A 21329-nucleotide genomic window follows, 5' to 3' on the forward strand; every position below is an offset into this window, starting at 1 on the left:
TTATTTTGTTTAAAGCTATCATCAATAGGTCAAAAACCCTATTGGTATTATGTATTTTGTTTTTCATCTTTTGTGGGTATTTTGCCTACAAGCTCCCTATTAATGCAGATTCTGATAGTCTTATTTTAGAAAATGACAAAGACTTTAAAACCTACCAATTCATAAACAAAACTTACGCAACACAAGATTTTTTAATGTTAGCTTTTAACCCAAAGAGTGGGGATATTTTCTCTGAAGATTCTTTACAAATACTCCAGCAAATCACACAAGAGCTAAACACTATGCCCCAAGTGCAATCCACACTAAGCATTTTAAACGCTCCCTTACTTAAAAGCTCCCCAAAGTTAGATTTACAAGAAGCCTTAGAGATAAATCCTACCTTATTATCCCCATTAGTTGATAAAGACTTAGCTAAAGAGGAGTTTTTAAACCATCCCTTTTATAGTAAAAATATCCTCTCAAAAGACCTAAAAACTGCAGGAATTATCGTCTATTTAAAAAAAGATACTAAGCTTGAAGAATTAGAAAATCTTAAAAAGGAGACTAAAACCTCCTCTAAAAATGCCCTCCTTAAAGAATACAAACAACAAGCCCAAATACAAACCACCCATACCATTAATGCCATTAAAGCACTCAAAAACAAATATGAGGGCTTATATATTGGAGGAATTCCCCTTATTGCTAGTGATATGATAGCCTATGTAAAATCTGACCTTATCACTTATGGAAGCACGCTTAGTGTGATTTTAGCCCTTATGTTATGGGTATTTTTTAGGCAATTGCGTTTTGTCTTTCTCACACTTGGCATTTGTTTATTTACGCTTGTTGTAAGTAGCGGAATCTTTAGCCTTTTTGGTTATGAAATTACTATTATTTCTTCAAACTATATTTCTTTACTTTTAATTATCAATGTTTCTTTAATTATTCATCTCATTGTAGCTTATTTAGAGTTTTACCAAAAATTCCCTAATGCTTCAGCGAAAAATCTCCTCTATGCGACAATGCTTGCTAAAAAATCTCCAAGCTTTTATGCTATCTTAACGACTATTATTGGATTTTTAAGTTTAATGTTTTCTAATATCTTACCCATCATCCATTTAGGGGCTATTATGAGTATTGGCGTAAGCCTTGCCTTAATCTTTACTTATATTCTCTTTGGTGTTATCCTTGCCTTACTACCCAAGCCAAAAAGCATAAAAAGCCTCCCTAAATGGCACGAAAAATTACTTAATGCTTGTGCGAATATGGGTTTAGAAAAAACAAAAATTATTTATCCTATAACTTTTTTACTTGTTCTTTTTAGCCTCTATGGAATTACCCATTTAAAAGTTGAAAATAGCTTTGTTAATTATTTTAAAGACAAAAGTGAAATTAAGCAAGGTTTATTGCTTATTGATAAACAATTAGGGGGAACAATTCCTTTAGAAATCCTCATCACTTTCCCTAAAAAAGATTTTCAAAATGCACCATTATCAGACTTTGAAGCAGAATTTAACGCATTAGAAAGTGAAGATTCTTATTGGTTTGATAGCCAAAAACTCCGCATTGCAAAGATTATCCATACAGCCCTAGAAAAGGAGGAATTTGTAGGCTCTATTTTAAGCTTATATTCACTCTCACAACTCCTACAATCATTAGGTTTAGAGGCAAATGACTTTATGTTTGCTTTCCTTTATAAAAACACCTCTACTTCCCTTAAAGCACAATTATTTGCCCCTTATGCTAATATCAATAAAAACCAAATCCGCTTTGTGCTAAGAATCTTTGATTCTAATCCTAATTTGCAACGTAATGCTTTCTTATTCAACATACAAGAAAAGTTAAATAAGCTTTTAGAAGGGGAATCCCTAAAAGTAGAAATTAATGGTGCAATGGTGCTTTATAATAATCTCCTTCAAACACTTATTAACTCACAAATTAATACCTTAGCTCTTGTAATTTTTGCTATTTTTGGAGTCTTTATCTTTATTTTTAAGAGTCTTAAACTATCAATTATCGCACTTTTAATCAACCTTATTCCTCTAGGGATTATCTTTGGAATTTTAGGTATTACTAATATTCCGCTAGATTTAATGGGGGTTACTATCGCTGCTATTTCCTTAGGTATTGGGGTTGATGATGCGATTCATTATATCCATCGCTTCAAAGAGGAGATAAAAAGGAATCCTCTAAAAATAGCTATTAAAAATTCTCACCAACATATAGGAAGTGCTATGTATTATACGACTTTTATTATTGTCATAGGTTTTTGTGCGATGATGAGTAGCAATTTCATCCCTACTATTTATTTTGGCTTCTTAACCACTTTAGTAATGCTCTTAATGCTTCTCTCCTCACTTATCTTACTCCCTGCATTACTCAAAAGCTTTCATAGGAGCAATCTCTGCTAATTGCAAACAGAGCCTTTGATGAAAGCTATTTTTATAAAGACTATAACTACATAGCACTTCTTGATTTTTTAAATCACGCAAATCCCTATTAAACATTACCGCTTCTTTAGTAATTCCCTCATTCTCTAAAAGTATAGAGCTATGGTAATCCCCAAATATCCGTACCTCCCTAACTCTAGCTTGTGTTAGGAATCTTGGCAAAGCATTACCATAACCATAAGGCTCAAAGTTTTGCAAAAGCAAAAATAATTCTTCATCAACCTCTTTAAAAGATAAATTCCCTAAGACCCCTTTAAGCCTCTGTGCTAGCAAGTTTTTTTCTTGAGTATCACCCATTTGTTGGCTCTGTATTAAAGCCTTTTTAAAACCCTCTAAATTCTCCTCTTTCAAGACAATCCCCGCTGCTCCACTATGCCCACCAAAGTTCTCTAAAAACTGCCGATAATTTTCTAAAATCCCCATACAATCTACCCCTCTCATACTCCCTTTTAGACTTCCCTCTTTAGCAAAAACAATGGCGGGTTTTAAAAACTCCTCATAAAGCATAGCCGCTACAATCCCAATAACCCCCTCATTCCAATTAGCCTTATAAACAACAATAAAAGGCAAAGACAAATAATCCCTCTGGGAGATAAACTGCTCTTTTGCTTCTAAATACATAGTGCTTTGCAAGGTTTTCCTCTTAGCATTAAACGTTAATAATTGCTCTAATAGCACAAAAGCCTTTTTAGAATCTTTTTGAATAAGAAACTCATAAGATCGCATAGCACTTTCCACTCTCCCTGCTGCATTAAGCAAAGGGGCAATATAATAACCAATAAGCCTAGAATCTATATTATATTTTTTAAAATACTCTTTTAATAGCACAAAAGCTACCCTTTTACTCTCTTTAAAAACACTTAAACCCTTTTTAAGTAATACCCAATTTATACCCCTAAGAGGCATTACATCACTCACAATTGCTAAAGCTAGGTAATCTAAAAACTCCACCATAGGAATTTCTAAGCCCATAGCCTCCTTGATGCTCCCACATAAATACCAAGCCACACAAGCCCCACAAATCTCTTTTTCTATAAATTCAGCAGAAAGCTTAGGGTTACAAATAAGTGCATTAGGAAGCTCCTTAGCAGGGATATGATGGTCAGTAATAATAAGCTCAATACCTTTTTGCTTACAAAAATCCGCTGCTTCTGTAGCATTAATCCCATTATCCACCGTGATAATCATCTGCACATCTAAGTTTTCAATCAAGGCTTTAGAGATTCCATAACCATCGCTAAAGCGATTAGGGATAATAATCTCTAAAGGATAAGGAATCTTTGCAAAAAACTCTTGTAAAATCGCACAAGAAACTACGCCATCAACATCATAATCCCCAACAATGGCTATTTTCTTTTGCTCTAAAATCGCTGCTTTTATCCTCTGTGCGATAAGTGTTAAATTATCTAAAGTTGCGGGTTTTGGTATCTCTTTTAAGGTAGTGATTTGATTTTCAAAACGTTCTTTTAGCAGGGTTTTAATGGAGGCTTTATCAAGGGTTTTATTTATAAGATTTTGCATAAAGGGCTTGTTTGATAAATTCTAAAATAGCTAGATTAGGTGCTTGAAGCCTAGAGGTAAATTCTGGGTGAAATTGCACCGCTACAAACCAAGGATGATTTTTTAATTCAATAGCTTCAATAAGCCCATTACATTTTCCACTAATCATCATCCCTTTTTTTTCTAACATTGCTTGGTATTTAGGATTAGCCTCATAGCGATGCCTATGACGCTCTTTAATAAGCTTTTGGTTTTTATAGGCTTTTTGAAGTTTGCTACCCTCTTTTAAAGTGCATTCATACTCACCAAGACGCATAGTGCCACCCATCGGGGAAGTATGCGTTCGGATTTGCTTCTCTCCGCTTTGGTTAATGAAATTTTCTATTAAGTAAATCACTGCTTCGTGAGTATTAGGGTTAAACTCCATAGAATTAGCTTCTTTAATCCCTAAAACATTCCGACAAAATTCTAAAATCGCTAATTGCATACCTAGACAAATCCCAAAAAATACAATTCCTTGCTCCCTTGCAAACTGAATAGCTTTCATCTTGCCCTCTATCCCCCTCTCTCCAAATCCACCAGGCACTAAAATACCATTAACATATTTAAGCTTTTGGAGCATTTCCTCGTTTTTTTCTAATTCCTCACTATCAATCCATTGGATATTCACCTGTGTATCAAGGTTAGCCCCTGCATGGATTAAGGCTTCAATAAGAGATTTATAAGATTCTTTTAAGTTTAAGTATTTCCCCACAAAGGCGATATTGACTTCTTGTTGTGGGGCTAAAATTTGTTTAACCAATAAATCCCACGCTTTCATATCCGGCTTTAATTCGGGTAATTTTAAAAACCTTGCAATAGGCACTAAAACGCCCTCTTTTAAGAAGTTAATTGGCATTTGGTAGATACTTTTAGCATCTTGAGCGCCTATAACACAATCATAATCCACATCGCAGCTCATCGCAAGTTTATTTTTAAGTTCTGTTGGAATCTCCTTTTCACTCCTTGTAATGATAATTTGGGGTGTAATGCCTATGCGTCTTAACTCTTGGACGCTATGTTGCGTAGGCTTTGTCTTTAACTCTCCTGCAGCACGGATAAGTGGGATAAGCGTTACATGCATACTAATTATTCTATTTATTCCATATTCGTGCTTCATCTCACGCATAGCTTCTAAAAAGGGTAATCCCTCTATATCCCCAACCGTCCCCCCTAATTCCACCACTAAAATATCTTTTCCCTCTCCTGCGAGTTTGATTCTATGTTTAATCTCATCGACAATATGGGGAATAACTTGGATAGTTTTCCCCAAATATCCCCCTTTTCTTTCTCTATCAATCACAGAGAGATACACTTGTCCGGTGGTAAAATTGTTTTTAAAAGAAAAATCCACATTCAAAAACCGCTCATAATGCCCTATATCCAAGTCTGTCTCTGCTCCATCATAAGTAACAAAGACTTCTCCGTGCTCTAGTGGGCTCATCGTGCCAGGATCTACATTAATATAAGGGTCAATCTTTAAAATACCCACATTCAATCCAGAATGCTTTAATAAAGTCGCAATAGAAGAAGAGGTAATTCCTTTGCCCAAAGAGCTTAACACACCACCAGTAACAAAGATATATTTTGTCATTATAAACCCCTTAGAATAATAAGAGCAATTATAAACTAAGCTATCTAAAACTATCGTAAAAGGATTGATTAGGCAAAGCTATTAAAACACAAATTAATAATAAATAAATCTTTCAATCCATCATTTTACATTTTATTAACTTAAACCTAAAAACCGCACAAACAAAAGAAAGATAAGAGAATAAGAGATTATAGAAATTCTATCTATGCGAGGTATTTTTAGGGAGTTTGTATGGTTAGAATAAAAATGAAGTATAATGCTATGGGGTAATTGCCACAGGCTCTTCACCCCTGTGGCAAAATCTATGCCCCATAAAGGAGCCTAAGATAAAACCCACTAAAATTCATCTTGGTTGTGATTATACTGCTTTGTATAATTGCTGTCAAGGCTTATTCATCTTGAACCCCTTAAAGGGGTTCAAGATGAATTTACCCTACGGCTAAATAGATTGCTCTTTTATAGACTAAAATCCTAATCCTTAACAATTTAAATCCCTAACTTCAATCTTAAAAACAGGCATATGGTTTGTTATTTTTAAAAAAATAAAGAGTGTAAAAGAAAGCCAAAGAAGCAAATAGAAATCAAAAACCGGAAAAAGAAATAAGAGAAACAAAAAACAGCTAAAGCAATAAAAGTAAATTATATAGAAGCAAAAACAAATGATAATAAAAGATTGAGTAGGGATAAAAATAAAGAATAATCCCCAAAGGGGATAAAACTTTAAGATTATTGGAGTAGTCTTAAAATGTTTTGTTGTGCAGCATTAGATTGACTTAGGGCGTAATTACCTGCTTGAGCAAGGATATTCAAGTTAGAGTAATTCGCAGATTCTGAAGCATAATCTACTTGTCTAATTGAAGATTCAGCAGAGCTTACATTGACTTGAGTTACGGTGATGTTATTCACGGTAGATTGCATTTGTTGTTGAACAGAACCCAAATCCGCACGAATAGAATCAAGTTGCTTAATAGCAGATTCTGCTATATCCATAACAAGCATTGCACCTTTTAATGAAGTTACCCCTGCCCCTAAAGCTTGACCTGCCATTGCAGAGTTTGCTGCGTTTGCACCCACTGCTGAGCGAATATCTTTGTTAAATGTGCCCCTAACATTTCTTAAAGTCGCAGTTGCTTGTGCGGCTCCAGAAGCTGCAGCGGCATTACCAAGACCATCGTATTGAATATCATTAGAACCTAATCTTGTAAGCGTAAGCGTCCCAACAAATGTGCTACCCCCAGCTCCTGTAGTAATACCAGCTCCACCAGCACTCATATTACCTCCACTAACTTGGATAGCTCTACCATCTGTTGATGTAAGCACCAATCGTCCATCTTCACCAACAGAGGCTTGAACGCCAGTTTCTTCTTTATAAGCATTGATAGCTTGGACTAATCGTCCATCCCTATCGGCTTGTTGAACACCTGTAATATCACCAATTTTTACTCCGTTGATACTCAAGCTTACAATATCTCCTGCACCAACTTGCTGTGTTCCTGTTCTAACAACCGTAGCTTCTGCACGAATACCGCCTAAATTATCAGAGTTTTTGTTAATAACTTGGGCTAAAGCTCCTAAACCTGTCCCAGCAGAAGTAGAGATCACAACATTTTCTAATGTTACATTTTGTTGATTTTTCGCACCAATAAAATTCATCGCGATATTATCAAGTGCAGTGAATTTTAGAGATTCTACCCTTGCGTGCCCTATTTTATCCGAACTTGTCGCGCCAATACTTGTTTGGATAGTTTGGTTAGAATACGCACCTACTTGGAATGCTTTATTGGTAAATCCACCCGCTAAGAGATTCAAACCATTATAAGAAGTGGTTGCTGCGATATTATCTAATGATTCAATCAATCGGTTAATATCTGCTTGAATCGCAGTTCTTGTAGTCGTAGTTTGACCATCTTGAGCTGCTTGGGTTGCTTTAGTCTTGATGGTATCTAAGATTTTGATTTGCTCATCCATTGCTTTATCCGCAATTTGAATCATACCCATACCATCATTAGTATTCCTAATAGCCTGTCCTAAAGTATTCGCTTGTGAGCGTAAGCTATCAGCAATTGCCATACCTGAAGCGTCATCTTTAGCAGAGTTGATTCTAAGACCTGAACTTAACTTTTGCAATGAACTTGAAAGCGAAGTCTGTGTAAAACTTGATTGAGCGTGTGCGTTTAACGCATTAACATTAGTATTAACTTGGAAAGCCATTTTAAACTCCTTTTTATTTGTTGTCTTCCTTGACAAAATATTTAAACCTACAAAGAAATAGTAAGCAAGGTTTTAAATTTCTTTAAAGTTTTAAAGCTTTATAAAGATTAGCTTAAAGCTATCTAGGAGTTGCTCCATTAGCTCTAAAGTCCTTGCTAACCAACTTCCCTGTTTGGTTACTTGAGTATATCGGACAAATTTTAAAAAACTTAAGAAAATTTGCAAAAATCTTTTAAAAATTTCATACCCCCCCCCCTACATAATTTGATTTTCAAATGTTCCTGTAATAAACAAAAATTCAAAAAAATCATTTTATAGGCTGATTTTTATAATCTTTATAGATAGTTTTTGCTACCTTTGCAAACATATTTTAATTTTAGGAGGCAAACTATGAGTTTGAAAAAAAATATCGTCTTTTTTGAAGCAAGAGGAGGGAGTGATAAAGGAGCTGATGGGCATAGAAAAGATACTATGCCTATGGTAAATGCACTCAAAGCAAAAGGCTGGAATGCGGAAGTGGTGTTTTTTACTGATGAGATTTTACGCGATGAAAGTGAAAGGAATAAGATTTATGAATATGTAAAAAATGCCGCTGATGGTTATGTATCAAGAGTAAATCCGGGGAATCTCAAGGAAGAAAAACTTTATTTTGATGTTTTACGCAAACTTTGTGCGGATGGATTAGTAGGTATGCCTCATCCTGATGCGATGATTGGCTATGGGGCTAAAGATGCTCTAACCAAATTAGCCGATACTCCTTTAGTGCCTAGTGATACTTATGCGTATTATGATAAAGCAGAGGCACAAAGGATAGGTGTAACTTGGACTGATAAACACGATTTCAAAAAAACTTTCCCCCAAACTCTTGCTAAAGGAGAGAGGGTATTAAAGCAAAATCGTGGCTCTACGGGTGAGGGGATTTGGCGTGTGCGATTAGAATCTAATGCAGATTATAATAAAGTTACTTCCCTGCCCCTTGATACCAAGATTATCTGCACAGAGGCTAAAGATAATCACACAGAGGAGAGAAAACTAGGGGAATTTATGGATTTTTGTGAGCATTATCTAGTCGGAGATAATGGAATGCTTGTAGATATGACTTTCTTACCCCGCATTAAAGAAGGAGAGATTAGAATCTTAATGCTTTATAAAACCCCCGTTTATGTCGTGCATAAAAAACCCGCTGAAGGAGGAGATGCCTTTTCTGCAACACTCTTTAGTGGAGCAAAATACCGCTATGATGAACCCAAAGATTGGCAGGCTTTGATTGATTGGTTTTTAAACCAGCTACCACAGATTCGCTCTAAACTTGGAAACTATGATTTACCTTTAATTTGGACGGCGGATTTTATCCTTGATACTGATGAGAGTGGCAAAGATAAGTATGTCTTAGGAGAAATTAACTGCTCTTGCGTAGGATTTACAAGCCCTGAAGAGTTTATGGAAAAAATTGCGGTAATGGTAGGTGATAATATCATTCATATCGTAAGTGAGAAAAAGGCATAACTCTATCCCCTTATATAAAGGGGAATATCTTGTATATTATAGCTCCATAATTCAATAATTTAACTAAACCCCACAATCTCAACAGAGACTACCTCTAGCAGAGAAGGGTTTAGAATCATCAATAAATGCTCCTATAATCACCCCTTAAAAGGCTAAAAATGCAAGGGTAATTCATTTACAAATGTTATATTATGGGATAGTTACAATAACTATTTAATCTTGATAATGCTTAATTTACAAACAAAGTTTGTTTTAGAATGGATGCACCCAAAGAAGCTTTATGTTACTACAAACATTGCATTGACACTAAAACAAAATATGCTTAAAACCTCTCTTAAAACAACCAATCACCCAAAATTTAGAAAAACCCCTAACCAAAAACATAAAAAATCATAGATTATAGCTTAGTGGGGGAGGGTTAAAGATTCTTAAATTAATCCTAATCAGTGAAGCCTCATTGAACAATCTCACTTCTAAGTTTAGGATGGATATTTGCTTTAATTACTAATTCCTTTTTAAACTTAAAAACCCTACAATTCCCCACTACAACAAAAGGTTAATAATGAAAATTTTGACAAGAATCTTTTCCTTTTATTATTTTGGATTTAAAAATATGCGATTAGGTCGTAGTTTATGGCTTGTTATTATTGTTAAACTTTTTATCATCTTTGGAATCTTAAAAGTCTTTATCTATGATAATAGTCTGCATAAACTCTATGCTACGCAAGAGGAAAAAAGTCAATTTATCACTCATAATCTTAAAAATTATTAGGGGAAACTTATGGAACAAGCAATATTACAACATTCTTTAAGCGTGGATTGGAGTCGCGCACAATTTGCCCTTACTGCCCTTTATCATTTTCTGTTCGTGCCTTTAACGCTTGGGCTTTCTTTTATCTTAGCGATTATGGAAAGCATTTATGTGAAAACACAAAATGAGCAATGGAAAAAAATTACGCAATTTTGGCTCTCCATTTTTGCGATTAATTTTGCTATTGGTGTAGCAACGGGCATTATTATGGAGTTTGAATTTGGGACAAATTGGGCGAATTATTCTTGGTTTGTAGGGGATATATTTGGCGCACCTTTAGCCATTGAAGGGATTATGGCATTTTTCTTAGAAGCGACTTTCTTTGCGGTAATGCTTTTTGGTTGGAATAAAGTCTCTCCTAAATTTCACCTGCTCTCTACCTGGCTTGTAGCCATTGGAAGCAACCTTAGTGCATTTTGGATTCTTGTCGCTAATGGCTGGATGCAATACCCCATTGGGACGAGCTTTAATTTAGAACAAGCAAGGAATGAAATGACAAACTTCCTAGAAGTAGCTTTAAGCCCTGTGGGGATTAGCAAATTCTTACACACTATCGCTAGTGGTTATGTAATCTCTGCTCTAGTGGTGGTTGGAATCTCTGCTTGGTTTATTCTTAAAAAAAGGCATTTGCTTGAGGCTAAAAAGTCTCTTGTAGTGGGGGCTAGTTTTGGGCTTATTACTTCGGTATTTTTGTTTATTAGCGGGGATGAAAGCGCTTATCAAGTTACCCAAAAACAACCTATGAAACTCGCGGCAATGGAGGGGATTTATGAAGGTGAGCATAGGGCTGGATTAGTAGCCTTTGGGATTTTAAACCCTAAAAAACAAATTGGGGATTTAGAACCTACCTTTCTCTTTGATGTTACTATCCCTTATGCCCTCTCGCTTTTAGGGCATCGCTCTGCTGATGGCTTTATCGCAGGCATTAATGATTTAGTTTATGGCAACAAAGAACGCAATCTTATGAGTATAGAGGAAAAGATACAAAAGGGTAAAACCGCCTTAGATGCTTTTCATACCTATAAGCAACAAAGAGAAGCTGGGGTTAGCACAGAGGATTTGCAAGTTTATAGCAAAATCGTGCAAGAAAATATGCCCTATTTTGGCTATGGATTCTTAAAAGATCCTAAAGAAGCTGTGCCACCTATTATGCTAACCTTTTATACCTTTCATTTAATGGTAGCTTTAGGGAGCTGGTTTTTTATCCTCTTTATTATCGTTCTTTATCTAGCAATGGCAAATGATATTACAAGATTTCATAAAATTCTATGGCTTTGTGTTTGGACTATCCCCTTAGGCTATATCGCAGCAGAATGCGGTTGGATTGTTGCAGAAGTTGGAAGGCAACCTTGGGCTATTCAAGATTTAATGCCTGTTAAAATTGCAGCGACACATTTAAGCAATGTCAATATACAAATTTCGTTTTTTATTTTTTTGGTTTTATTTACCACTTTACTTATTGCAGAAATTGGAATAATTCTTAAACAAATCAAAAAGGGTTTTGAAAGCCATTAAAGGAGAGTTGATGTTTTTTGGATTAGATTTAGCACAATTACAAATCTATTGGTGGCTAATTTTTAGCTTACTTGCTGGGCTTTTAAGCTTTATGTTTTTCGTGCAAGGTGGGCAAGGAATGCTCTTTGAGCTTGCTAAAAATGAAGAGGAAAAAGCCCTTATTATTAATTCTTTAGGCAGAAAATGGGAGCTTGGTTTTACGACTTTAGTGCTTTTTGGTGGGGCGGCTTTTGCAGCCTTTCCTCTCTTTTATAGCACAAGTTTTGGCGGGGCTTATTGGGTTTGGCTTTTAATCCTCTTTTGCTTCATACTTCAAGCAGTTAGCTATGAATACCGCAAAAAAGAAGGGAATCTCTTAGGCTCTAAAACCTATGAAATCTTTTTACTGCTTAATGGAATCTTGGGGGTTTTTCTTATTGGTGTTGCACTAAGCACCTTTTTTAGCGGGGCAAATTTCACATTAGACTCTCATCATTTTGTTTCGTGGGTTGGCTCTGCTAGGGGTTTAGAGGCTTTGCTTAATCCTTATAATTTCCTTTTGGGTTTTGCATTAATATTCTTAAGCAGAATCTTAGCTTGTGGGTATTTTTTAAACCATATTGATGAGGCAATAATAAGACAGAGGATTATCAAAAAATTCACTTTCAATGCTCTTTTATTCTTACTTTTTTTCTTGGGTTTTCTTTTCTGGATTTTTACTAAGGAGGGATTTTTGATGAATGCGGATTCTACTATTTCTTTGCAAAAATACCTTTATCTTATGAATTTTCTCCAAATACCCCTCTTAATGGGAATCTTTTTAATCGGTGTTTTACTGGCTTTAATAGGGATATTCTTAGGGTATAAGGGACATAAAAAGGCAATCTTTGCCTTAGGTTTAGGTAGTGTCTTGAGTGTTTTTGCCCTTATGGCAAGTTTAGGGGTTGGCAAGAGTGCGTTTTATCCTAGTTTCGTGGATTTACAAAGCTCTCTTACGATTTATAACGCAAGCTCTAGTTATTATACCCTTAGCGTAATGGGATATGTAAGCCTGCTCGTCCCCTTTGTATTAGCTTATATCATCTATGTATGGTCTCTAATGGATAGAGTAAAACTCACTAAAAAAGAATTACAAGAACAAACACATAGTTATTAAGGAGAGAGAATGACGACTTTTTTATTACTTTTGTGGCCACTAATAATTTACATAAGCTACCGCTTTGTGCTTTTAAATATTCAACATCTCCAAAAAGATGAAGATACAAAATAGCTTTGATTTACTTTGTTGGCTAAAGCAAAAAGGTTATCTGAAAAATCCACCCCATACATTATGGTGGCCAAATGCTGGAGAATTTGAAGTCTTAGTAGGGGCTATTTTGGTGCAAAATACCAAATGGGAACAAGCTTTCAAAATCCTACAAAGGCTTAAAACCCATCATCTCCTTAGCTTAGAATTACTTGCTAATACCCCTTTACACTCTCTACAATCCCTTATGCAAGATTTAGGATTTTTCCGACAAAAGTCTAAGTATATTGTTTTATTAAGTCAAAATATCTTAAAGGATTTTAGGGATTTTCCTACCTTTAAAACAGAAGTTTCAAGAGAGTGGCTACTCTCCCAAAAGGGCATTGGGAATGAAACTTGCGATAGTATTCTCTGCTATGGGCTTTTAAGGGGGGAAATGGTTGTAGATACTTATACTTATAGGCTGCTTCAAAGCTTTGGCTACACCTTAGAGAGTTATGAGGAGATTAAGCAATGGCTAATGCAGGGGATAGTAGAACATTATGATAAAATCACGAAGCTCTATAAAGAGGAAATTCCACTTTTTAAAGTTTATGCTAGATTTCACGGAAAAATAGTAGAATACTCTAAAGAAAATCCCATAAAAAGAAGCAAAAATGCAAACAAATTTTGAACCCTTAGAAGTGTTTTTAGAAATTTGTAAAATCCCTCATCCTAGCAAAGATTGCAAGGAAATGAAAGAATGGATTAAAAAAGAGGCCAGTAAGTTTGGTGTCAAGATTTATGAGGATACCATAGGGAATATTTTATGCTCTAAAGGAATCCCAAAGGTATGCTTACAAGGGCATTATGATATGGTTTATGTTGGGGAATGCAAAGACTTTTCTATCCAACCACAATTCTTTAGTATAGAAAATAAAGAATGGCTTAAAGCACAATGCTCTAGTCTTGGAGCGGATAATGGAGTGGCCTTAGCTTGTATGCTTCTAGCCCTTAAATACTTTGATAACCTAGAATGCCTCTTTACCATTGATGAAGAAATAGGAATGATTGGGGCAAAAAATATCGCCTTAAAGCCACAATCCCCCTTTATGATTAATTGCGATAGTGAGGATATTAATGAAGTTGTGTTTAGCTGCGCTGGAGGCTATGATTTAAAGGCTACAAAAACTTTCAAAAAGATTCCCATTCCACAAGATTTTCAATACTACGCAATACATACCCAAAACTTCATAGGAGGGCATAGTGGGATTGAAATACACAAAAATATCCCTAATGCACTCTTAGAGCTTGCTAAGATTGTAGAAGCCACAGAGGGCATTGTTTTAAGATTTTTTGGAGGAGAAAAACGCAATTCCATTCCTGTTAATGCGACCTTAAAAATCGCTTGCCCCCCAAAACATACAACCTTAATAGAGCATTTACCCAAAGAGTCCTTTAGTATTAGCAAATTAAAAGATTCCCCCAATGAAGGCTATGATTGCAAGGATTTAGCAAAATCTCTTTTAAAGGTAGGAAATGGGGTTTTAAAATCACTCAATAACGCCCCTATCTTATCAAGCAATATCGGGATTTTAGAGCAGCATCAAGATAATTTTACCCTCTTTTTAATGGGTAGAGGCAATGAAGAATCCCTTATGCAAGAAAATATCCAAAAACAACAAACATTTTTAGAGGATTTAGGATTTGCAGCTCATCTCCTAGATTACTACTCCCCTTGGGAGAAAGAGGAGGGGGAATTACTCTTTAAAGTATGGAATATCTACCAAAAATATAATCCAAACTCGTATTTAAAAAGTATTCACGCTGGGCTTGAATGTGGAATCTTAAAACAAAAATATCCGCATATCCATTTTGTCTCTATAGGTCCTACGATATTGCACCCGCATTCTTTAAATGAAAAGCTAGATATAGCAAGTTTTCAACATTTTTGGGAAATTTTACAAAAAATACTAAAAACAATGGCTTAATATCTAAGAGATTTTTGCTAAAATACTAACCAAAAATCAGGAATTTCTTATGCGAACAAAAACTCTACTTTCAATAAAACCTTTTAAACAAATCCTTATTACTAGTGCGTTTCTTATTAGTTCCTCTTATGCTGCCCCCTCTTTAGTCAATGGAATTGCTTTTTTTGTCAATGGTGATCCTATCACATTGCTAGATCTTTATTCTACTATGCAAGGGGCTAAAGTCAATCAAGATGCAGCTATTGATATACTAATTAATAAACAACTTCACGAACAAGAAATTAAAAAACGTGATATCATTATCACTGATTTAGATATTAGTAATGAAATTGAACGCATTGCAAGAGTTAATAAAACAAGTGTTGAGAATATTCGCTCCTATATGCAAGAAAATGGGAAAGATTGGAATGCTTACAAACAAGAAATCAAAGACAACCTCATCAAAACCAAGCTTTATCAAAGTATCACACAAGATAGTTTGAAATTAACCGATGAAAAAGATTTACAAGAATACTACAACACCCATCAAGAAGAATTTTCCGTACCTCAAAGCATTGAAGTAGTGAAGTTTTATAGCTACAATTCACAGGCATTAGAACAAGCTATGAGAGACAAAAGCCAAACCCATTCTGATGTTTTTACAGAAAATGAAATTTTGCAAACTACTGAACTTAATCCACAAATTATGGCAGATTTTGCACAAACTGCAACCAATACTTTTACCCCCATTTATCCCATTGATGGACAATTTGTTAGTTTTCTAATCCTTAAGAAAAATAACCCGACGCTTCTACCTTATGAATTTGTTAAAAATACTATCTTACAAAAAACAATGAATCAAAAAGAAGATTATATTATTTATGAGCATTTCGAAAAATTACGTTCTAATGCTAAAATCAATATTATTCGTCTTGATTAAAGGGGATTTTGATGAAAAAAATATCTTTTCTTGTATCTCTTAGCATTTTTTTATTCCTTAGTGCTTGTGCTACTAAAAATGCCTCTTATAAAGATGAATATTTTCAGAAGATTCTCACTTCTAAAAAACAATGGAAGATTGAAAATTATACAAGCAACCAATTAACAACTATTCTCTCTTACGAAAAAGAACAAGAATTTATTATTGGCTTTAAGGGGGAACAAGTTTTTGGTAAATTTGGGTGCAATAATTTTTTTGGCTCTTATACCATAGAGGGCAACAAAATAACAATTGGGAATGCGGGAGTAACAAGAAAAATGTGTGAAAATGATATTATGGAAATAGAAGCAGAAATGATAAATGGCTTTTTAAATACAAGCAGTGAAATCACACTCAAAGGCAAAAAAATTAATTTTTCTAATGCTTCTTTTTCTTTAGAAATGCAATAAATTTAAAGATATTTTTAACTAAACTATAATAGGCTTACAAATAGAACTTTATAAGAAAATTTTAAAGGTTATTGATGTGGCTAACAAAAACTTATAACGAAAAATTCCAACAAGAATACAAAATAGAGAGCAAACTCCTAGAAACTAAGGGCAATAAACATAATATTGAAATCTTTAACGCACAAGCTTTTGGAGGCATTGCTTTAATTGATGAAACAATAATGTTTAAAAATTTTGTTACCCTCCAAAGTGAGTTTTTAGCACATACTGCAGTTTGCTCACATAAAGAACCTAAAAAGGTCTTAGTATTAGGAAGTTTTAACCTAGAAATTGCCTATGAACTCTTACGTCATTTAAAAATAAAAGTTGATTTTTTACAATTTGACTTAAAGGTTTTACAATCCCTTATTAGCTTCCTGCCACATTATCAAGAAGTGCTTGATAATCCACGCTTTACCCATATTCCCCAATTAGAAAATGAATTTATTCAACAAAACCAAGAACGCAATAACCCCTATGATATTATCCTCTGCTTAGAAAGCAAAAAGAACTATGAATCTTATTATAATCTCCTAAGTGAGGATGGGATTATGATCATAAAATGCCCCCATTTATTACTAGATACTAAAGAGGCTATCAAAACTTTAGAAAGTTTAGATGATAGCTTTAAGGTAAAAATGCCCTTTTATATGCCTTTGTTTTTTGATATGAATGATTGCTATATCTTTGCCTCTAAAAAATATCACCCCATAGCAGATATTATGCTCCAAAGAGCGGATATGCTAGAAGATTTGCAATATTATCACGCAAACTTACATTTGAGTGCTTTTACCCTGCCTAAGGCAATTAAAAAATCTTTATTGGGTGTTGCTAAAAATTGAATTTTCAATATGCTATTGCTTTAACAGGTGGGATTGGTAGCGGGAAAAGCACTGCAGCTTCACTACTAAAACTCTATGGATACGCTATCATTGACGCCGATACAATCGCACATAAAGCACTAGAGCAAAGCACAGAGGAAGTCATAGAAATTTTTAGCGATATTATTTTAACAGAAGGAAAAATTGATAGAAAAAAGCTTGCGAATATCGTTTTTAAAAATAAAGCCTTAAGGAATAAATTAGAAAATCTCTTGCACCCAAGAATCAAAGAATATATCTTAGAACAATCCCATCTCTTAGATGGAAAAAATATCCCCTATTTCATAGACATTCCCCTTTTTTTTGAAACTAAACATTATGACATAGAAGAAACCTTATTAATCTTTGTCGAGCAATCCACACAGATAGAACGTATCAAAAAACGCAATGCCTTAAGTGATGAGGCTATATTAGAACGTATTAACGCACAAATACCACTACATCAAAAGAAAAAACTTGCAAAATATGTAATTAATAATAATGGGGACTTGAAAAATCTACAAAAAGAAATAGAGAAGTATTTGCAAAATTACTTGCCTAACATCAAATTTTAGTGCAAAATTAAGCTTTTTTTGCTAGAATTAGGCTTTTTTCAAAGGGGTGTTAGCTCAGCTGGGAGAGCGCAACGCTGGCAGCGTTGAGGTCAGGAGTTCGATCCTCCTACACTCCACCATATGCGTCCGTAGCTCAGCTGGATAGAGCAACAGGTTGCGGTCCTGTAGGTCGGGGATTCGAATTCCTCCGGGCGTACCATAGTGGCAACAAAGGCTTATATGCAAGGCTTTATACTACACACGCAAAGAATCCGCGATGAGGATTTACTTATAAAAGTCCTAACCCCAAATCACCTCTATACACTCTATCGTTTTTATGGTTTAAGGCATAGCATTATTCATCTTGGCAATAAAATTGATTTCACTATCCAGCAAGATATAAGGGAAATAGCTAAATTAAGAGAGCCTATACACCTAAGCTTCCCTTGGGAGAGAGAATCTTCTATCCGCTATTATTGGCAACAATATTTAAAACTGCTTAACCACCACTTAAAAGATATTATGGTATTGGATTCTTTTTATTTCAACCATTTAGAGGAAGGCACGAAACGATTAACCAAAGAGGAACCAAAACGAGCCATCCTTAATCTTTATGTTAAGCTTTTAGCCTTTGAAGGACGCAACAATACCTTACAATCCTGCCTAATCTGTCAAAAACCCCTTAAGGAAGAAATTGTGCTTGGCAGGAGTATGGTTTGTGGTCATAAAGCCTGTATGCAAGGGGAATCCTTTCAACAACAATCCTTACTACATTGGTTTAATAATCAAGGAGAATTTTTAGAGGAACTAGAAATAGAAAAACTTTGGAATCTTTTAATGCTTGGACTATAATTTTGAAAGGACACCTTAAAAGTTAAACAACTATCTCTTAATTTTTGCTACAATACCACTTCAAAATCCAAACAAAAGCACACAACAAGGCAACATTATGGAGCTTGAAACTTTTATTTCCCTTAGTCTTTATATAATTATTGCTGCAATAACTCCATGACCAAATAACATTCTTGCCCTAAGTAGCGTAATAAATTATGGCTACACGCAAAGTAAAAGATTAATTTTTGGTATTTATGCAGAATTTGCCACTGTAATGATTCTCTACGGTTTTAGCACTCATTTACTCATTGAGCTTTTGCCCGAATACTTTAGGAATCTTAAAAATTCCTAGTGCATTGTATATATTTTATTTCGCCTATAAAATCGCTAAATCCAAGCCACAAGACTTAGAGAGCAATAGTAATAATGATAGTTTAGGATTTTTCAACGCCTTTTTCTTACAACTTATCAATGTGAAAATTATTCTTTATGTTATCACAATACATATTTCCTTTGTTTTACCTTATTATCAAAGCCTTTTTATACAAGTTCTTTTGTGCTTTATTCTATTATCATTGGGTATTGTGGAATGGCTTTTGTGGGTTATTGCAAGTATTGGGTTAAAAAACTTTTTAGTAAAGCATTATAAAATCACAAATCTCACAATGGCAATTTTACTTACCTTAAGTGCTATAGAGATTCTTATAGATCAATACAACTAACATAGCCTAGGTAAGCTAGCAAACAAATTCATTACAGCGCATCTAAGCATTAAAGACTTTAGAATTTCAGTAAGCATATTTCTACCTCTTTAATCCAAAAGATAAATCGATATTGCTAATCTTATTTCAAAGCAATAAAACATTACAATAGCAAAGTAAAACTTACTTATTGCTACAAGATTAATATAAACTTTTATCTTTTTGCCTTTTTCTCCCTAAACTCCCTCTTTAACTTACGCACTTCTTTGAAGAATGTGATGTAGGCAAATAAAGGTGCAAATATTCGCCCCCCCCCCCCGCACAAAATTAGCCTTTATAAAAGCTTCCCCTAGTTTATAAGTCAAGCATTCTTTTTCTTTTAGAGATTCTTTATAATCAGCATAGGACTCTAATTTAGGAAGTTTTATTTAGGATTCTTTTTTATCTTTTCTTGATATTCTTTTTGTTCTTGTTTATGTTTATCTTTGATATAAGATAATACATAAGGCATTCTTATATTTGTGCCATTTTTTGCAGTCTATCCAAATTGTAGGAATTTTTACCTAAAAGGCGGGGGGGGGGTAGAAACCCAATGGGGTTGCAGAAATTTTGTGCCAAAACTGCACTTTTTGCTTCAAAAATTGATTTTCACTTTTTAAAATTATTCATTTAAACATTAGTTTATATTAGTTCATAACGCCTTTGTGTGTGAGTGTATGGGGCAATAAGTATGTATTTTGCCATTTGTGTGGCGTTTGCCAAATGCTTTAATAGGACAAAAAAACAGATAAAGCAATAATGCAATATATAAATCGTGCGAATGTTGGTCATAAGCAACCCTATGAGCTTAAGTGTGTGCAGAGGATAGAGGGAAAATCTAAAAAACCCATCCTTGATGTGTGGTTATGGTGGTAAAGAATTTTTTAGAGCAGTTATGATATAAAATAGAGGCAATTAAACTTCTATAATCCCCCCTCCCCCGCAGATTTAACAAAATAACTCATTAAGCAATCCTTTTTAAAGAAGTTAAAGCCATAGGCTAAATAAAGGCTAATAGCTTTAGTATTAGTATTAAAGGCTCTAGCATAGAGACTTTTAACTTTTAGGGTTTCAAAAGCATATTGTAATAAAGTTTGCATTAAAACTCCGCCATAACCCTTTAAATTAGGGCTTTGATACATTCCAAATTCACAAGATTCCTCACAAATATCCACAAAATCAATAACACCTATGGCTTCATCCCCATAAAAAACTAAAAAATATTTCTTACTTAAATCCCCTTTTAAAGATTCTAAAAACTCCAAATGCTCCTTCCAAGAAATCTTTTCATTTCTCATATAACTAGCTACATCCTTATGCGTTCTCCACTTATAAACCAAAGCTTTCTCTTGAGCTTGTAATTGCGCGAAATTTTTTAATACTATCACTTCAAATGTTCTATAAGATAAGCAGAAATAAAAGCCATTTGCCCACTTGCTACTAAGATTCCAATAAGTATTAACAAGCCCCCACAAGCCCATTCAATCCATTTAAAATAAGCTTTAACTTTATTAAAATACCCAAAGATATAGCCTAATAGCACCGCACTAAGCAAGAAAGGAATACTAAGCCCTAAAGTATAAACCGCCATCAAAGTCATACCCGCATTAGTCTCTAAACTCGCCAAAGAAATAATCCCTGCTAAAATAGGACCCACACAAGGAGTCCAACCCAAAGAAAAACTAACCCCCAATAAAAAGGGTGCAAAGAAATCTTTGAAAAATAATATTTTGGCTTCTTTTTGCAAAAAGGTTTTTTGATAATTCAAAAAAGGAATTTGGATAATCCTAGCAGTATGCAATCCAAAAAGCATTAAAATCCCTCCGGTAACATAGCCTACATAAGGGCTTAACAAAATCCCTCCGGATAAAATTCTAGCCGCAACCGCACCTAATAAAATAAACACAACCCCCATTCCACAAACAAAAAATACTGCACTTTTAAAAATCCCTAATCGTGCTTTAAAAGAAAGTCCTCCATTATCTTTTAGCTCCTCTAAAGAACGTTTAGAGATATAAGAGAGATAAATAGGCACTAAAGGCAAAATACAAGGACTAACAAAAGTCAAAATCCCCGCTAAAAAACTAATGATAAGAGGGGCCTTATCAAAAAATACAAGCAAAGATTCTTCCAT

The 21329-nt window shown here is 34.5% G+C and carries 19 protein-coding genes and 2 tRNA genes; 16 read left to right on the forward strand and 5 right to left on the reverse strand.

Features of this window, described 5'->3' with window-relative positions; genetic code table 11:
* The first annotated feature begins 56 nt into the window (after positions 1-56).
* Positions 57-2390, forward strand: a complete 2334-nt coding sequence (locus LS72_RS00190; RefSeq protein ID WP_238700646.1) for an efflux RND transporter permease subunit — start codon at positions 57-59, stop codon at positions 2388-2390.
* Here LS72_RS00190 and recJ read toward each other — a convergent pair.
* From recJ to LS72_RS00205, 3 genes are all read right to left on the reverse strand, one after another.
* Positions 2355-3950, reverse strand: a complete 1596-nt coding sequence (gene recJ / locus LS72_RS00195; RefSeq protein WP_034552482.1) for a single-stranded-DNA-specific exonuclease RecJ — start codon at positions 3948-3950, stop codon at positions 2355-2357. The genes LS72_RS00190 and recJ overlap by 36 nt on opposite strands.
* Positions 3931-5562: a CTP synthase gene (locus LS72_RS00200; RefSeq protein ID WP_034552485.1), complete on the reverse strand. Its 1632-nt coding sequence runs from the start codon at positions 5560-5562 to the stop codon at positions 3931-3933. Before LS72_RS00200 ends, recJ begins: the two co-directional genes overlap by 20 nt.
* Positions 5563-6288: 726 nt before the next feature.
* Complete coding sequence (locus LS72_RS00205) at positions 6289-7773, reverse strand: flagellin B (RefSeq protein WP_034552487.1); 1485 nt, start codon at positions 7771-7773, stop codon at positions 6289-6291.
* A gap of 396 nt (positions 7774-8169) precedes the next feature.
* On the opposite strand from LS72_RS00205, the gene LS72_RS00210 reads away from it, so the two are divergent.
* The 15 genes from LS72_RS00210 to LS72_RS00275 all read left to right on the forward strand — a co-directional run bounded on the left by LS72_RS00210 (position 8170) and on the right by LS72_RS00275 (position 19177).
* Entirely contained in the window at positions 8170-9279 is a 1110-nt protein-coding gene (locus LS72_RS00210) for a Cj0069 family protein (RefSeq protein WP_034552513.1), read from the forward strand.
* Between the two features lie 225 nt (positions 9280-9504).
* Complete coding sequence (locus LS72_RS10655) at positions 9505-9675, forward strand: hypothetical protein (RefSeq protein ID WP_194145511.1); 171 nt, start codon at positions 9505-9507, stop codon at positions 9673-9675.
* A gap of 166 nt (positions 9676-9841) precedes the next feature.
* The gene (locus LS72_RS00215) at positions 9842-10051 is read left to right on the forward strand and encodes a DUF4492 domain-containing protein (protein ID WP_034552490.1); all 210 of its coding nucleotides are present in this window, start codon (positions 9842-9844) and stop codon (positions 10049-10051) included.
* Positions 10052-10060: 9 nt separating this feature from the next.
* The gene (locus tag LS72_RS00220; protein WP_034552493.1) at positions 10061-11605 is read left to right on the forward strand and encodes a cytochrome ubiquinol oxidase subunit I; all 1545 of its coding nucleotides are present in this window, start codon (positions 10061-10063) and stop codon (positions 11603-11605) included.
* A 10-nt stretch (positions 11606-11615) separates the two neighbouring features.
* Positions 11616-12740, forward strand: coding sequence for a cytochrome d ubiquinol oxidase subunit II (cydB, locus tag LS72_RS00225; RefSeq protein WP_034552496.1), 1125 nt, complete (start codon positions 11616-11618; stop codon positions 12738-12740).
* Positions 12741-12837: 97 nt separating this feature from the next.
* A complete protein-coding gene (locus LS72_RS00230; protein ID WP_034552499.1) occupies positions 12838-13503 on the forward strand; it encodes a 3-methyladenine DNA glycosylase in 666 nt (221 codons plus the stop codon).
* On the forward strand, positions 13487-14800 hold the full coding sequence (locus LS72_RS00235; protein WP_138154861.1) for a M20/M25/M40 family metallo-hydrolase: 1314 nt from the start codon (positions 13487-13489) through the stop codon (positions 14798-14800). The genes LS72_RS00230 and LS72_RS00235 overlap by 17 nt, the downstream gene beginning before the upstream one ends.
* 49 nt (positions 14801-14849) lie before the next feature.
* On the forward strand, positions 14850-15719 hold the full coding sequence (locus LS72_RS00240; RefSeq protein ID WP_052087361.1) for a hypothetical protein: 870 nt from the start codon (positions 14850-14852) through the stop codon (positions 15717-15719).
* Positions 15720-15730: 11 nt separating this feature from the next.
* On the forward strand, positions 15731-16168 hold the full coding sequence (locus tag LS72_RS00245) for an META domain-containing protein (protein ID WP_034554872.1): 438 nt from the start codon (positions 15731-15733) through the stop codon (positions 16166-16168).
* A gap of 74 nt (positions 16169-16242) precedes the next feature.
* A complete protein-coding gene (locus LS72_RS00250) occupies positions 16243-17049 on the forward strand; it encodes a spermine/spermidine synthase domain-containing protein (RefSeq protein WP_034554873.1) in 807 nt (268 codons plus the stop codon).
* Positions 17046-17642, forward strand: coding sequence for a dephospho-CoA kinase (gene coaE / locus LS72_RS00255; RefSeq protein ID WP_034554874.1), 597 nt, complete (start codon positions 17046-17048; stop codon positions 17640-17642). Before LS72_RS00250 ends, coaE begins: the two co-directional genes overlap by 4 nt.
* 43 nt (positions 17643-17685) lie before the next feature.
* Positions 17686-17761, forward strand: a tRNA-Ala gene (locus LS72_RS00260).
* A 3-nt stretch (positions 17762-17764) separates the two neighbouring features.
* A tRNA-Arg gene (locus LS72_RS00265) sits at positions 17765-17841 on the forward strand.
* A 20-nt stretch (positions 17842-17861) separates the two neighbouring features.
* The gene (recO, locus tag LS72_RS00270; RefSeq protein ID WP_034554877.1) at positions 17862-18473 is read left to right on the forward strand and encodes a recombination protein RecO; all 612 of its coding nucleotides are present in this window, start codon (positions 17862-17864) and stop codon (positions 18471-18473) included.
* 290 nt (positions 18474-18763) lie between these two features.
* Positions 18764-19177, forward strand: a complete 414-nt coding sequence (locus LS72_RS00275) for a LysE family transporter (protein WP_194145512.1) — start codon at positions 18764-18766, stop codon at positions 19175-19177.
* A gap of 941 nt (positions 19178-20118) precedes the next feature.
* Here LS72_RS00275 and pseH read toward each other — a convergent pair.
* On the reverse strand, positions 20119-20583 hold the full coding sequence (gene pseH, locus LS72_RS00285; protein WP_034554638.1) for a UDP-4-amino-4,6-dideoxy-N-acetyl-beta-L-altrosamine N-acetyltransferase: 465 nt from the start codon (positions 20581-20583) through the stop codon (positions 20119-20121).
* Entirely contained in the window at positions 20580-21329 is a 750-nt protein-coding gene (locus LS72_RS00290; RefSeq protein ID WP_034554639.1) for a cytochrome c biogenesis CcdA family protein, read from the reverse strand. Before LS72_RS00290 ends, pseH begins: the two co-directional genes overlap by 4 nt.

Origin of the sequence: Helicobacter apodemus, from assembly GCF_000765745.2 — a bacterium.
In the GTDB taxonomy this organism is placed as follows: domain Bacteria; phylum Campylobacterota; class Campylobacteria; order Campylobacterales; family Helicobacteraceae; genus Helicobacter_D; species Helicobacter_D apodemus.

Excerpts from the sequence above, each read along its gene's own strand:
- LS72_RS00220 (WP_034552493.1), top strand. The coding sequence starts at position 10,061 with ATGGAACAAGCAATATTACAACATTCTTTAAGCGTGGATTGGAGTCGC.
- LS72_RS00235 (WP_138154861.1), top strand. The coding sequence starts at position 13,487 with ATGCAAACAAATTTTGAACCCTTAGAAGTGTTTTTAGAAATTTGTAAA.
- LS72_RS00245 (WP_034554872.1), top strand. The coding sequence starts at position 15,731 with ATGAAAAAAATATCTTTTCTTGTATCTCTTAGCATTTTTTTATTCCTT.
- recO (WP_034554877.1), top strand. The coding sequence starts at position 17,862 with ATGCAAGGCTTTATACTACACACGCAAAGAATCCGCGATGAGGATTTA.
- LS72_RS00205 (WP_034552487.1), bottom strand. The coding sequence starts at position 7,773 with ATGGCTTTCCAAGTTAATACTAATGTTAATGCGTTAAACGCACACGCT.
- recJ (WP_034552482.1), bottom strand. The coding sequence starts at position 3,950 with ATGCAAAATCTTATAAATAAAACCCTTGATAAAGCCTCCATTAAAACC.
- LS72_RS00240 (WP_052087361.1), top strand. The coding sequence starts at position 14,850 with ATGCGAACAAAAACTCTACTTTCAATAAAACCTTTTAAACAAATCCTT.
- LS72_RS00215 (WP_034552490.1), top strand. The coding sequence starts at position 9,842 with ATGAAAATTTTGACAAGAATCTTTTCCTTTTATTATTTTGGATTTAAA.
- LS72_RS00250 (WP_034554873.1), top strand. The coding sequence starts at position 16,243 with ATGTGGCTAACAAAAACTTATAACGAAAAATTCCAACAAGAATACAAA.
- LS72_RS10655 (WP_194145511.1), top strand. The coding sequence starts at position 9,505 with ATGCTTAATTTACAAACAAAGTTTGTTTTAGAATGGATGCACCCAAAG.
- LS72_RS00230 (WP_034552499.1), top strand. The coding sequence starts at position 12,838 with ATGAAGATACAAAATAGCTTTGATTTACTTTGTTGGCTAAAGCAAAAA.
- cydB (WP_034552496.1), top strand. The coding sequence starts at position 11,616 with ATGTTTTTTGGATTAGATTTAGCACAATTACAAATCTATTGGTGGCTA.
- LS72_RS00200 (WP_034552485.1), bottom strand. The coding sequence starts at position 5,562 with ATGACAAAATATATCTTTGTTACTGGTGGTGTGTTAAGCTCTTTGGGC.
- LS72_RS00290 (WP_034554639.1), bottom strand. The coding sequence starts at position 21,329 with ATGGAAGAATCTTTGCTTGTATTTTTTGATAAGGCCCCTCTTATCATT.